This is a genomic window from Clostridium sp. DL1XJH146 (assembly GCF_054819755.1).
In genome coordinates this window covers 148,963-161,470 of sequence record NZ_JBTVVN010000003.1, presented here as the reverse complement: position 1 = coordinate 161,470, position 12,508 = coordinate 148,963, and the positions used below count along the sequence as shown (strand labels likewise).

Genomic DNA, 12,508 nt, shown 5'->3' with positions numbered 1-12,508 from the left:
CCTTTTTGAGATATAAAAAAATCATTATCACATTTAATGCGATAATGATTTTAATTTCATAGTTTTTCAGTGGCCTCGTTCTTAGTGGAGATAACTTTAAAAGATTATGATTACGATACAGTTTATATGTCACCTTCTTACTCACGCAAAGTAGAGTTTGAAGAGCCTATTGTGATTGATGTTAAATAGATAGATTATTGTAAAAAATATCAAATAGCAACTAAAAAGCAAGTAGGCCAAAGAAGTTTGGACCACTTGCTTTTTCTATCTTAGTTAAAAAACCATTGACAACTATTCTTGTCAATGGTATTATATATATGACAAGAATAGTTGTCAATATTAAATGTAAGTTTGTCAACATAATAAATAAAGTTGTCAAAATCATATACAAATTTTTAACAAGGAGGACAAGATGCCGTTATATAATACTTTGAAAGTGCAAAGAGCAAAGCTAGGTATTAACCAAACAGAATTAAGCAAAATGTGTGGGGTATCAAGGCAAACAATAAGTTCAATTGAAAGAGGGGAGTATAACCCTTCTATAACCTTGGTACTAAAGTTAGCAAAAATATTTGATACTGCGGTAGAAGAGATTTTTAATTATGAGGAGGAAGATGAAAATGAATAATGTAAATAAAATAAACAAAGTGAATAAAAAGACGCCGTTTCGTTTTTTACTATTATTATTTATCGGTGGAATTATTGGAGGAGTTTTATCTATAGCAATGCTCAAGTTTAAAGATTCGGTATATGTGGATTTATTCAATAATATGGGCAGTTTTTTCATGGAAAATAACATAAAAATAAATATTGCCTTAATAATATTTTTATTTCTTCCAGCTGTTTATTTTAATATTAAAGGTAGACAAATGATTAATAAGATATCTCAGGCAGAAGTGTCTGAAGAGGAAATGGAGGCACTCGAAAAATCCGGAAATAAATTTGGGGATATTTCCTTATCTATCAATGCTGCTTTCATTGTGCTAAATTTTATGCTTTTAGGAATGACTTTTGATGTTACTAGTAGTAAAGTTTTGATTGCACTCCTTGTGTTTTTGATTTGCTGTATGGCTGGTTCAATACTAGAGATTATAACTGTTAAATTTATTCAAAAAAATGATAATAGATTTAAGGGAGATCCAACATCTTTCAAATTTCACAAAGATTTTCTTGAGAGCTGTGATGAGGCTGAAAAGCTTAAAATATATAAAGCCGGATATAAATCTTTCCAATTTTCAAGAGGTGTATCTTTAGCTCTAGTAGTCATTACTATAATGTGTAACATGGTATTTAAAACTGGGGGCTTTTCTGTATTTGTAAGTTGTATGTTCATGTTGCTTCAAGTAAGCTCTTACAATTATTATGCTATTAAAGATAATAATTAGTCTAAGGGAGGGGTTAATTATGATAATAACAGGGAAAAAAGTTTGTACTTTTATTGGTTGGTTAGTATTGATAATTTCTACTTTGATGGTGCTAGGAAATCTTATCTTAGATTATGGTTTTTCTTATATTGCTATTGGGATTGGTATTGTAGCAGGTTGTTTAGTATTAACAATTTGTGCTGAGAAGAAGAACAGTTAATTTAACAATTGGAAGAGGCAAGTCTAAATGTCTGAAATACTAGTGGAATTGCTGATAAAAAATAGTATATAATATTAGATAAGTATAGGTAGTTATGATTTACAGTGAGCAAAGGAGAAGTTATGAAGGAAAGAACAAGTGATATAGTTTTTAAAAACATCCAGGCGAAAATATTCCGAGGAGAATGGAAACAAGGGGACAGAATTACTACAGAAACTCAAATGGCAGAGGAACTGGGTGTAAGTAGAATTTCTGTTAGGGAAGCCATTGAAAAATTAGCTACACTAGGTATTCTTAGCAAAAAGCAAGGTGGAGGAACTTATGTGAATGATTTAAAACCTAGTATTTATTTTAATAAGCTTATACCTATGTTTACATTGGATAGAGATAATTATATGGAGATTTTAGAATTTAGACTTATAACGGAAGTTGAAAGTATAAAATTATGTGTTGAGAGATGTTCTGATGAAAAAATTGATGAAATAGAAAAATCTTATGAAATTATGCTTGAACATAAGGAGGATATTGATAAATTTACAGAAGAAGATTTAAACTTTCATATGAAAATAGCTGAAGGAAGTAATAATCCTTTAATTATAAAAGTGAATGAGGTATTAAAAGATATATTGAGATATCATCAAATAGAACTATATAAAGGGTTGGGTCCTAGCGGAGGGATAAAAGAACACAAAATTATTTTAGATGCAATTAAAAATAGAGATGCTGAGTTAGCTAGTATATATGCCAGAAGGCATATTGAAAGAACGATAGAAGATTTGAAAAGGCATCAAAAAAATGTCTGAGATAGCTAGAAAGGTATAACTTCTGATCAGTAGATTGGGAGTTTTTTATTTAGGAAAATTCTTACAACATTAATAAGCAGCAATATCATTGCTACAGTAAAATTATTGTGATAAAATAAGATGCAATGAGAAAGGTGGCTAACAAAATTGAATAGAATAAGAACGATAGATTTCAAAATTTTATTAGTTCCACTTATAATTATGATTATTTTTGGTAATTTTACTGTATACCTACTCGCTTATATATTTGCTGATACTTATCAAATAGCTAAAGCTGCTTTAACTGGAGGACTAAAGAGACACAGAGCTTACTTGATTTTAAATTATGGTATGCTTATGGCTTTTCAAATTGTAGTTCAGATAGCTATGCTAAGTCCAATGTACGTTGGAATTTGGCATATAGTATTAGCTAAAATATGTACAGGAGTATTATTAATTGCACCATTTATTGTTGAAAAATATATGATTGTAAATAAAAATGCTACAGTAATAATGCCTAATATTAGGCAAGTGGGAGTTGCTTCTTACAAGGATTTAGCGAAGTTGAAAACAGCACTGAACAAGGATAGTATAGAGGATCTAATAGATAATGTAAGTAGAACAAGTATAGCTCAGTATACAAACAAAGATAGTTTGACAGAAAATTATTTTGAATTGTGTGATAAAAGTTTACAAAGAGACGATGAGGGTCAAATAAGATACAATCAAAAAGTATATATTATTGTATCTGATACGGGCAGCAGTACTAGTAATTTAGTTTCAATCTTTACAAAAAAGAAATATAATCATGCTTCTATAGCTTTCGATAGAGAACTTAATACTATTGTTAGTTATAATGGGGGGGAAAAGATATTTCCACCAGGGCTTAACCATGAGATGATTGAATATTTTAATAAAAAAGAAGGAGCAGCTATTGCTGTTTATTCATTAGATGTTACTAAAGAACAGAAAATTAAGATGATAGATTATATAAAAGAGATTAATGAAACAGGTAGCGCCTATAATACCTTAGGGTTAGTAACCAAACATAGCTTTAAAGATAATATGATGTTTTGCTCACAGTTTGTCTACAGCGTGTTAAAGATAGGTGGAGCAACTTATTTTAATAAGAAAGCTATAGACGTTATTCCTACTGATTTTGTAGAAAAAGACTATGAAAGAGTTTTAAATTTCGAGTATAAAATTGAGTTTTAATAAATTAAAAAAACTAAGGGATCCAGCCTCATAATTTTGAAGCTGGATTTTAATTTTAGCATTATTAGACAGAAAACAGGTCATGCTGATGGAAGCAAATCTAAGAAAACATTTAAGGTTTTACGTGGTACATTTACAGAAGAGCAAATGAAGAAAGAAACGGAGCGTTGTCTTGAGTGTGGTGATGCAGTTGTAGATGAATACATGTGTATAGGCTGTGGTCAATGTACTACTAAATTCAAATTTGATGCAATTCCGTTGGTAAGAAAATATGATAGTGCGGGTGTACCATTGAAAGAAATGAAACAGACAATTGTGAAAGTAAATCTATCTAGTATTTCTGGAACTAAAGAGAATTAACATTATAAAAAGTACCGAGTTAAATTAATTTATTATAAATAATGAAAACAACAATTAATAAGTAACGGTACTTTTTTAATTGGAGTGTATTTTGAATATTATCTCATAGTTATTGCATTATGAGGACAATAATCTATACACTTTTTGCAGCCAATACAGAGAGCTTTATCGACAACAGCGGGACCTTTATTAAAGAAACCCTGAGATTCTTGAGAGATTGCTTTTACAGGACAAGCCCTTTTAGATGCGCAAAACGGTGATCTATCACATTTATTTGGATTAACATAAGCTTTTTTCATTTTAATACCTCCATAACAACAATATACCCTGTGTGGGTATATTCATTATAAATCAATTTTTACAGCTTTTCAATAGTATTGATTAGTATTTTTGTTATAAATTGCGATATTGATATTAGTAATCTTAAGTTAGATAACAAATTTATATGTAAAATGCAGACAGGTAAAGACCAATAATTGTTAGAAAATAATGAAAATTACTAGAATTTAATATATAATATTAGTAAGTAAAAAGGATAATAGAATTAAAATATATACTATGCAAAAGGATATGAAAACTGGCAGAAAAACAGAGATAGATGGTCTTGTTTTTGAAATGATAAAAATGGCTAATGATTTAGGTGTCGATGCTCCTGTATATTCTATGATTGGCAAACATTTTGAATATCAAGGGAACAAGTTCTAGCTAATGGTCAGAGAATACGGGATGTTATTATTTTTCTAGACTATGTTTTAGAATATTGTGTATTAAAAATCTGTAATGGCAAAAGGTAGTGTGTTTATGGAATTTATAGAAAAAGTAATAGAGATGAGATTAATAACTATGGTAGAAATAATAGACTACTTTATAAAACTCGACGGTAAAAGAATTGAATACGGAAAAGTTATAGGGGATGGGTGGAAAGTAGAAGTTAAAGAAGAGAGTCCAATTAATCTAGGTTCCATCAGGCTACCTGTTATAACTATTGTATTTAATTTTAGAAAAGACCTATTTGATACAATGTACTATGATTTTTGTTTGAAATTTTCCCGTGGGGGAGGATAGTGAGCATATGTTTATGATAGCTAATATAAATAACAAAACAAAATTTTGAAATATAGCTAAGTTAGGGGTAGCTATATATAAAGTCTTTGACTTAATATGACAAAGTGTATATTATAGATATATATATAATATATCTATAATACATAATTAGCTACAGTTTAGAATAGGAGGGGAAAAATGTCAAGAAAAGGTAAAATGGATTTGAAAGAGAAATCATATTTATATATTAAAGAAAAAATAATAACAGGAGAGTTAAAGCCAGGTGAGTCAATATCAGAGGACGAATTACAAGAAGAAATGGGTGTTAGTAGAACACCAATAAGAGAAGCTTTAATGAAATTAGAAAATGATAGATTAGTTAATATATATCCTAGAAAAGGTATTTTTGTATCTAATATAACGGCAAAAACAATTAAGGAAGTATTTCAGATAAGAGAAATAATAGAACCTAAAGCTTTAGAAATTGGTAAGGACAATATTTCTAAAGAATGGTTACTTGATATAAAAGATAAATTTGAAAATGTACCTGATGAATTAAAAACAGAACTAGATATAAAAAATTATTATGTTGAACTAGATAAAAATTTACATACTTACATAATTGATATGTGTAGAAATACTTTTTTATCAGATGTAATGACTAATATTTGGTATCAAAATCAACGAATGAGAATTTTAACTTTTAATATGGAGAAAAGGAATGATGTTAGTAATCAAGAACACATTGATATTATTAACTTCTTATTAGATGATGAGTTTGAAAAAGCTAAAGGAGCATTACTGAGTCATTTATCAAAATCTGAGGAAGTTGCGTTTAAATATATCGAAGTATAAGTTTGGAAAAATAAAGTCTATTTAAAAAATAATGATTTTAGAAAGTATAACTACCTTATATAGAATAAATAATTTATATAGAATAATAATAAAGACGAGATTTAGTATAATAAATCTTGTGTTTTTTTTATAAGGTCAATATAGAATTAAAAGTTAAAAATTTAACTTTTAATTCTATATTGACTATCATATATAAATAATATATGATAGATATATCAGTGATATATATTACTGAAATCGCAAATGAAATCTTTTACAAAGATAAGGGGGAGAATTAATGAAAGTTAAATTTCAAGTAGTATTATTAGTTTTGGTTGCAATGATTTCATCTTTACTAGTAGGTTGTACTGGTGGTAATCCAAATAACTCAACTTCAAACAATGAAGTAACAAATGATGGTGGAGAGGCAGCAACAATAACAAGAGAAGATAATGAAGAATATAAAATAGGTTTTATTACTTCACAATTTGGACATAGTGTACCAATGGCATGGAGTGAGGGAATTGAAAAAGAACTTGCATATTTTGAAAATGTTACATATCAATCATTTGATGGCGAAGGAAAAGCTGAAGTACAAGAAACTCTTATGCAAGATTTAATAAATCAAGAATATGATGTAATCGTTCTTCAAGCATTAGATGCAGCAGCTTTATCTGCAGTAACGACACAAGCTGAAGAAGCTGGTATTTTTGTTATCACACTTAACCTTGATGTAGCAGTAGACCATGCAGCATTAGTTCAAATGGTTGATTATCAAGCAGGTGTTATAGTAGCTGATGAAATTGCTAAAGCTACTGGTGAAGAAGGAAATGTTGTTATACTTCAATCACCTCCAGGTGCAACTCTAGGAGTTAATAGAGAACAAGGTTTCAGAGATAGATTAGCTGAAAAATATCCTAATATGGAAATTATTGCAGCACAAAATGCTGAATGGATGAAAGATAAAGCAATATCTGTAATGAATAATATTTTACAAGCAAATGATAAAATTGATGGTGTTTATGCAATAAATGATTCAATGGCTGAAGGAGCAGCGATAGCAGCAGATTCAGCTGGAAGATTAGATGAAATGGTTATTTGGGGAGCTGATGGTGAAAGAGACGCTCTTACTATGATAGAACAAGGAAAACTTACTGGTACAGTATATACTAACTGTTATGATCAAGGAGCAACAGCAGCTAGACTTGCTATGTTCTTATTATCAAGCAATACTCATCCAACAGAGATTCCAAAGACAGGAGTAATCGAAATCGCTCCAGTAGCTGTTACTCAAGATAATGTTGATACGATTAGAGAAGAAGATAGATGGTAAATTAATTAATAATGGGAGCTGCTGGTCAGCTCCTTTTGTAAATTAATATTTAACAAAGACAGGAGAGGTATAAATGAAAATGAAGCAAGATACTATGAGAAGGCTAGTGCTTGTTGTATTACTTATTGTAACAATGGCTGTTTTTACTTATTTAAGTCCTTATTTTCTAACTACTAATAACTTGTCCTCTATTTTGAGAGAAGCATCAGGGATAGGAATAATTGCTATTGGGATGACATTTGTTATTATTACTGCGGGTATTGATTTATCTGTAGGTTCTATAGTTGCATTTGTAGCTATGTTATGTGTTAATTTTATGAATTACACTAGTATTCCTGTAATTATATTTCTTCCGATTGCTATATTGGTAGGAGCATTTTTAGGATTTGTAAATGGATTTATAATAACAAAATTTAAAATGCCTGATTTTATTGTTACATTAGCAATGATGGGTGTCTTAAGAGGTATGACAACACTAATTTCAATAAAACAGAATGGAATAATAAGAAATGTTGTAATACAAAACAAATCATTTGTTAGTTTTGCAGGCAAGATATCGGGAATATATTATGTTGCCATTGCATTCGCAGTTCTTGCAATTATAGGACATTTATTATTAAAGCATACAAGGTTTGGTACGTACACTTATGCTATAGGCGCTAATTTGAAATCTTCTAAGTTATCAGGAATAAACGACAAAAAAACAAAAATTTTAGTGTATACATTCTCTGGAGCAATGTGTGCTATAGCTGCAATATTCTTATCTGCAAGACTGATGACTGCAACACCATCTATGGGAAGTGGAATGGAAATGGATGTAATAGCTGCAGTTGTAGTAGGTGGTACTGCATTTAGTGGTGGACGTGGAGATATATTAGGAACAGTAATAGGGGCTCTTTTTATGGCGGTAATCCAAAATGGAATTTACAAGTTTCATATTTCTGCTGCTTATCAATCTATTATAATGGGTGTAATTGTAGTAATTGCAGTTATGTTTGATGAATGGTATAAAGGCCGTATTGATAATAAAGTAGCATAATAATATTATTTATAAAGGAGATAGGAAATGAAAGATAACATTTTACTTAGAGCTGAAAAAATCGTGAAATCTTATTCTGGAAATGTTGTTTTGAGTGATGTTGATTTTGAAGTAAAAGCAGGAGAAGTACACGCTTTAGTAGGTGAAAATGGAGCAGGCAAATCTACTTTAATTAAAGTAATTACTGGTTTTGTAGAAAGAGATTCAGGAGAATTTTACTATAATGGTGAGGACATAAAAATTAAGCATACTAGAAATGATGCGCAAGATATGGGTATATCAGCTATATATCAAGAACTTAGTTCAATACCAAGTTTAACGGTGGCACAGAATATTTTTTTAGGTAGAGAGCCATTAAATAAATTTACGAAAACTATAAATAAAAAAGAAATGTACAAACGTGCTAATGAATTAATTCAAAAATACAAATTTGACATAAAGGCAGATACGAAGGTTGAATCTTTAAGTATAGCCAAAAGACAATTGGTTGAAATACTAAAAGCACTTTCATTGAAAGCATCCTTGTTAATTATGGATGAACCGACAGCATCTTTAAGTGCTAGCGAATCAGAAATTTTGTTTAAAATTATTGCAGACCTAAAAAAAGAAGGCGTAAGTATAGTATACATATCTCATAGAATGGAAGAAGTTTTTGCTCTAGCAGATAGAGTTACTGTTTTAAGGGATGGAAAGAAAGTTGCTTTGCTTGAAAAAGATCAAATAGACCCAGAAGAAATAATAAAACTAATGATAGGAAGAAATATTGAAGAACAAGAATGTCATTCTATGCTGAAAAAGATAGATGGGGATAGTGTACTTAAAGTAGAAAAGCTTACTTCTGTAAAGGGATTTCAAAATATATCTTTTAATTTAAAAAAAGGTGAAATCCTTGGTATTAGTGGATTAGTAGGGTCAGGTAGGACTGAACTAGCAAGAGCTATTTTTGGTGCAGATAAGTATAATAGTGGAAATATTTATTTGAATGGTGAAAAATATAAACCTACAATAAAAAAATCCATTGCAAATGGAATAGGGTTTGTTCCAGAAGAAAGAAGAAACCAAGGAATAGTTCCCGAGATTTCAGTACAAAGAAATATTGCTATATGTAATTTCGAGAAGATTTCAGATAATAATGTGGTTAGTTTTGTAAAAGAGAATAAACTTGCTAGAGAAGCAATTGAGATAATGAATATAAAACCTAATAATACAGAAATTCATGTTGGAAATCTTTCAGGTGGTAATGCCCAGAAAGTAGTATTAGGAAAATGGTTAGTTAGAGATTTAAATATTCTCATAGTTGATGAGCCAACAGCTGGAGTTGATATTGGAGCAAAGGAAGAAATTTATACATTAATAGAGAAAATTGCGGCTAAAGGTGTAGGCGTAATAGTTATTACATCGGATTTACCAGAATTAACTCGTCTTTCAAATAGGATACTTATAATGAGAGAAGGTAAATTAATAAAAGAATTTTCTGAAGGGTCTATAGATGAAGAAACAGTTTTAAAAGCATCGCAAGGACTTATGGTATCAGGGGGTAGTTCAGATGAAAAAACTGAATAAAGAATTATTATATAAATATAGATTAGTTCTAATTTTAGTAGTTTTAGTAGTGATTTTATCGATTTTATCACCAAAATTTTTAACAGTTAGAAATTTATCTAATGTTTTATGGTCAGTAGCGATAACGGGTATTATGGCAGCAGGAAGTATATACACTATTATAACAGGTGGAATAGATTTATCAGTAGGGTCTGTAGCAGCCTTAGCGGGTATAGTATTTGCTACACTTATGGTCAATTTTGGTTTTAATATGATATTTAGTATTATTATTACTTTAGCAGTTGGTTCTTTGATAGGTCTTATAAATGGTATTCTAGTAGCCAGGTTCAAGGTTCCAGCTTTTATAGCAACGATGGCATCTTTAAGTTATATATTTGGTTTGAGCTTAGTAATATCTGATGGGCAAACTATTGGTATATTAGAGCCTAAATCATTTGTTTTTATTGGATTAGGTAAGATATTTGGAATACCTGTACCCGTATATATAATGTTTGTTATATTTGGCATAAGTTATTGGATATTAAATCATAGTTCATATGGTAGAAAAATTATTGCAACAGGGGGAAATCCAGTAGCATCTGAACTTTCGGGTATTGCAGTAAGAAAAATAACTGCTTTAGGCTATGTGATTTCAGCTTTTACTGCAACTACTGCAGGAATTGTATTATCGTCAATGACGCAACAAGCTAAATCAACTATGGCCCAAGGATATGAACTTGATGTAATTACAGCAATAGTTCTTGGAGGAACAAGTTTAGCTGGAGGTAATGGATCTATAAAAGGAGCTGTTTTTGGGACGGTTTTAGTAGGAATAATATCAAATGCAATGAACCTTTTAAATATTTCATCTGAATATCATTTGGTAATTAAAGGGATAATAATTATTGCGGCTATAGCCTTCGATAGTTTTTCAAAATCTACGCTCAATAAAAAGGTTAAAGTAAGTAAATCAAAATAAATAATTCTATCTAATAAAAGGAGAAAAGATATGAACAAAATTATGGAAATGGCGAATCTAATTGATTCAATGGAAGTAATTGATTTATCACAAGTATTAGAAGAAAATATTCCAGTGTGGCCTACACATTCGAAGTTTATGCATAATGTTTGGCATTCTATAGGACTGGGTGATGATTCAACCAATTTTCAAATAATTATGAATGAACATAATGGAACTCATGTTGATATGCCAGCTCATTTTATTGGAGATGGAGAATTAAGTAAAGTTAATACTAAAAACATAGAATTAGATAATTTTTATGGACCTTGTGTTAAAATTGACTGTTCAGATTTTACTAAAGGGCAAGTTTTAGAAAAAGAATATATAACAAATTGGGAAAAACAGTATGGAGATATTAATGAAGGCGAAATAGTGCTAGTGGATTTTGGGTGGGCTAAACATTGGAAGTGTAAACCAAATGATAGCGAGTTCTTAGATAATTGGCCAGGAGTAGGCAAAAGTGCAGCTCAGTATTTGGCAGAAAAGAAAATAAAGCTTTTAGGCGTGGATACTTTAGCAGCTGATGTTTATGGGTCTACAGAAAATCCAACTCATAATATTTTATTAGGTAATAAAATATGTATAGTTGAAAACTTAAATAATTTAGTAAAAATGAAAGAGCGAGGTTATTTTATAGCTCAACCACTTAAAATAAAAGACGGATCAGCGTCACCAATAAGACCAATAGGTATTTGTGAAAAATAATGGGAAAGAGGGATTAATATGAAAGCAGTTGAAATAAAAGAATCAGGAAAGATCGAAATAGTAGAAAAACCTATTCCAACACCAAAAAAAGGAGAAGCACTTCTTAAAATCCTTTACTGTGGTATTTGTGGGTCTGATATAGCAACATTTACAGGTAACCAGCCTTTTGCTAGTTATCCAAGAATTCCAGGACATGAATTTTCAGCAGAAATTGCAGAAATTGAAGAAAATGATTTAGGGTTAAAAGCTGGTATGGTAGTTACGGCAAATCCGTACTTTAATTGTGGAGAATGTTATTCTTGTGAGAGAGGAAAAGTGAATTGTTGCGAATCCAATGAAACAATGGGAGTTCAAAGAGATGGTTCATTTGCGCAGTATATTATAATGCCAATAGAAAGAATTAGGGACGGAAAAGGATTATCCCCTAAAACTTTAGCTCTAATAGAACCATTTTCTATAAGTTATCACGCAACTAATAGGGGAGATGTTCAAGACGGAGATAATGTACTTGTAGTTGGGGCAGGTGCTATTGGAATGTTTGCTATGCTTTCTGCAAAATTAAGAGGAGCAAAAGTGTATATTTCAGATGTACTTGATGGAAGATTAGAAAAAGCAAAAAAACTTGGAGCTGACGGTGTAATTAATTCAAGTAAAGAAAACTTAAATGAAAAGGTTAAAGAGATAACTAACGGAAATGGTATGGATGTATGTATCGAAGCAGTAGGACGTCCTGAAACATTCTTAAGCTGTATTGATAATGCTGCTTTTGGTTCAAAAGTAATTCTTATTGGAAATGGTAAAAAAGAAACTACATTTAATCACTCGATTTTATTGAAGAAAGAGTTAGATGTCTATGGTTCTAGAAATAGTTTACTTGATTTTCCAGCACTAATCGATTTAGTATCACAAGGAAAAGTAGAAATTGATGAGATTGTTACAGATGAATTTGAATTAGATAAAGTAACTGAGGCTTTTGATACATTGATTAACAATGACGGTTCGAAATTAAAAGTAATCGTAAAATTCAACTAGTTAAAATATGGGGAGGC

Annotated in this window: 15 protein-coding genes and 1 pseudogene; 15 read left to right on the top strand and 1 reads right to left on the bottom strand. The window is 30.3% G+C overall.

What is annotated here, in order from left to right; all coding sequences use genetic code 11:
• The first annotated feature begins 412 nt into the window (after nucleotides 1-412).
• The 6 genes and pseudogenes from ACVHXK_RS03115 to ACVHXK_RS03090 all read left to right on the top strand — a co-directional run.
• The gene (locus ACVHXK_RS03115; RefSeq protein ID WP_461204894.1) at nucleotides 413-628 is read left to right on the top strand and encodes a helix-turn-helix transcriptional regulator; all 216 of its coding nucleotides are present in this window, start codon (nucleotides 413-415) and stop codon (nucleotides 626-628) included.
• Complete coding sequence (locus tag ACVHXK_RS03110) at nucleotides 621-1,385, top strand: DUF3169 family protein (protein WP_461204893.1); 765 nt, start codon at nucleotides 621-623, stop codon at nucleotides 1,383-1,385. Before ACVHXK_RS03115 ends, ACVHXK_RS03110 begins: the two co-directional genes overlap by 8 nt.
• Nucleotides 1,386-1,404: 19 nt before the next feature.
• A complete protein-coding gene (locus ACVHXK_RS03105) occupies nucleotides 1,405-1,584 on the top strand; it encodes a hypothetical protein (RefSeq protein WP_461204892.1) in 180 nt (59 codons plus the stop codon).
• A gap of 122 nt (nucleotides 1,585-1,706) precedes the next feature.
• A complete protein-coding gene (locus tag ACVHXK_RS03100) occupies nucleotides 1,707-2,387 on the top strand; it encodes a FadR/GntR family transcriptional regulator (protein WP_461204891.1) in 681 nt (226 codons plus the stop codon).
• 147 nt (nucleotides 2,388-2,534) lie between these two features.
• Nucleotides 2,535-3,581, top strand: coding sequence for a hypothetical protein (locus ACVHXK_RS03095; protein ID WP_461204890.1), 1,047 nt, complete (start codon nucleotides 2,535-2,537; stop codon nucleotides 3,579-3,581).
• A 66-nt stretch (nucleotides 3,582-3,647) separates the two neighbouring features.
• Nucleotides 3,648-3,941 (top strand): annotated as a pseudogene (locus ACVHXK_RS03090) (hypothetical protein); the annotation flags it as partial.
• 98 nt (nucleotides 3,942-4,039) lie between these two features.
• Here the strand turns inward: ACVHXK_RS03090 and ACVHXK_RS03085 are convergent.
• Complete coding sequence (locus tag ACVHXK_RS03085; protein ID WP_461204889.1) at nucleotides 4,040-4,240, bottom strand: 4Fe-4S binding protein; 201 nt, start codon at nucleotides 4,238-4,240, stop codon at nucleotides 4,040-4,042.
• 259 nt (nucleotides 4,241-4,499) lie between these two features.
• On the opposite strand from ACVHXK_RS03085, the gene ACVHXK_RS03080 reads away from it, so the two are divergent.
• The 9 genes from ACVHXK_RS03080 to ACVHXK_RS03040 all read left to right on the top strand — a co-directional run bounded on the left by ACVHXK_RS03080 (nucleotide 4,500) and on the right by ACVHXK_RS03040 (nucleotide 12,491).
• Nucleotides 4,500-4,646, top strand: coding sequence for a ketopantoate reductase C-terminal domain-containing protein (locus tag ACVHXK_RS03080; RefSeq protein ID WP_461204888.1), 147 nt, complete (start codon nucleotides 4,500-4,502; stop codon nucleotides 4,644-4,646).
• A gap of 96 nt (nucleotides 4,647-4,742) precedes the next feature.
• Nucleotides 4,743-5,006: a hypothetical protein gene (locus tag ACVHXK_RS03075; RefSeq protein WP_461204887.1), complete on the top strand. Its 264-nt coding sequence runs from the start codon at nucleotides 4,743-4,745 to the stop codon at nucleotides 5,004-5,006.
• Between the two features lie 177 nt (nucleotides 5,007-5,183).
• The gene (locus tag ACVHXK_RS03070) at nucleotides 5,184-5,840 is read left to right on the top strand and encodes a GntR family transcriptional regulator (RefSeq protein WP_461204886.1); all 657 of its coding nucleotides are present in this window, start codon (nucleotides 5,184-5,186) and stop codon (nucleotides 5,838-5,840) included.
• A gap of 277 nt (nucleotides 5,841-6,117) precedes the next feature.
• Nucleotides 6,118-7,152: a sugar ABC transporter substrate-binding protein gene (locus ACVHXK_RS03065; RefSeq protein ID WP_461204885.1), complete on the top strand. Its 1,035-nt coding sequence runs from the start codon at nucleotides 6,118-6,120 to the stop codon at nucleotides 7,150-7,152.
• 73 nt (nucleotides 7,153-7,225) lie between these two features.
• Entirely contained in the window at nucleotides 7,226-8,191 is a 966-nt protein-coding gene (locus ACVHXK_RS03060; RefSeq protein ID WP_461204884.1) for an ABC transporter permease, read from the top strand.
• A gap of 27 nt (nucleotides 8,192-8,218) precedes the next feature.
• Nucleotides 8,219-9,754: a sugar ABC transporter ATP-binding protein gene (locus ACVHXK_RS03055; RefSeq protein WP_461204883.1), complete on the top strand. Its 1,536-nt coding sequence runs from the start codon at nucleotides 8,219-8,221 to the stop codon at nucleotides 9,752-9,754.
• The gene (locus ACVHXK_RS03050; protein ID WP_461204882.1) at nucleotides 9,738-10,712 is read left to right on the top strand and encodes an ABC transporter permease; all 975 of its coding nucleotides are present in this window, start codon (nucleotides 9,738-9,740) and stop codon (nucleotides 10,710-10,712) included. The genes ACVHXK_RS03055 and ACVHXK_RS03050 overlap by 17 nt, the downstream gene beginning before the upstream one ends.
• Nucleotides 10,713-10,742: 30 nt before the next feature.
• A complete protein-coding gene (locus tag ACVHXK_RS03045) occupies nucleotides 10,743-11,459 on the top strand; it encodes a cyclase family protein (protein ID WP_461204881.1) in 717 nt (238 codons plus the stop codon).
• Between the two features lie 18 nt (nucleotides 11,460-11,477).
• On the top strand, nucleotides 11,478-12,491 hold the full coding sequence (locus tag ACVHXK_RS03040) for a zinc-binding alcohol dehydrogenase family protein (protein ID WP_461204880.1): 1,014 nt from the start codon (nucleotides 11,478-11,480) through the stop codon (nucleotides 12,489-12,491).
• Nucleotides 12,492-12,508 lie beyond the last annotated feature (17 nt).

What these genes read in the sequence shown, in the direction of transcription:
- ACVHXK_RS03115 (WP_461204894.1), top strand. Translation starts at nt 413, where the DNA reads ATGCCGTTATATAATACTTTGAAAGTGCAAAGAGCAAAGCTAGGTATT.
- ACVHXK_RS03110 (WP_461204893.1), top strand. Translation starts at nt 621, where the DNA reads ATGAATAATGTAAATAAAATAAACAAAGTGAATAAAAAGACGCCGTTT.
- ACVHXK_RS03105 (WP_461204892.1), top strand. Translation starts at nt 1,405, where the DNA reads ATGATAATAACAGGGAAAAAAGTTTGTACTTTTATTGGTTGGTTAGTA.
- ACVHXK_RS03100 (WP_461204891.1), top strand. Translation starts at nt 1,707, where the DNA reads ATGAAGGAAAGAACAAGTGATATAGTTTTTAAAAACATCCAGGCGAAA.
- ACVHXK_RS03085 (WP_461204889.1), bottom strand. Translation starts at nt 4,240, where the DNA reads ATGAAAAAAGCTTATGTTAATCCAAATAAATGTGATAGATCACCGTTT.
- ACVHXK_RS03080 (WP_461204888.1), top strand. Translation starts at nt 4,500, where the DNA reads ATGCAAAAGGATATGAAAACTGGCAGAAAAACAGAGATAGATGGTCTT.
- ACVHXK_RS03075 (WP_461204887.1), top strand. Translation starts at nt 4,743, where the DNA reads ATGGAATTTATAGAAAAAGTAATAGAGATGAGATTAATAACTATGGTA.
- ACVHXK_RS03070 (WP_461204886.1), top strand. Translation starts at nt 5,184, where the DNA reads ATGTCAAGAAAAGGTAAAATGGATTTGAAAGAGAAATCATATTTATAT.
- ACVHXK_RS03065 (WP_461204885.1), top strand. Translation starts at nt 6,118, where the DNA reads ATGAAAGTTAAATTTCAAGTAGTATTATTAGTTTTGGTTGCAATGATT.
- ACVHXK_RS03060 (WP_461204884.1), top strand. Translation starts at nt 7,226, where the DNA reads ATGAAAATGAAGCAAGATACTATGAGAAGGCTAGTGCTTGTTGTATTA.
- ACVHXK_RS03055 (WP_461204883.1), top strand. Translation starts at nt 8,219, where the DNA reads ATGAAAGATAACATTTTACTTAGAGCTGAAAAAATCGTGAAATCTTAT.
- ACVHXK_RS03050 (WP_461204882.1), top strand. Translation starts at nt 9,738, where the DNA reads ATGAAAAAACTGAATAAAGAATTATTATATAAATATAGATTAGTTCTA.
- ACVHXK_RS03045 (WP_461204881.1), top strand. Translation starts at nt 10,743, where the DNA reads ATGAACAAAATTATGGAAATGGCGAATCTAATTGATTCAATGGAAGTA.
- ACVHXK_RS03040 (WP_461204880.1), top strand. Translation starts at nt 11,478, where the DNA reads ATGAAAGCAGTTGAAATAAAAGAATCAGGAAAGATCGAAATAGTAGAA.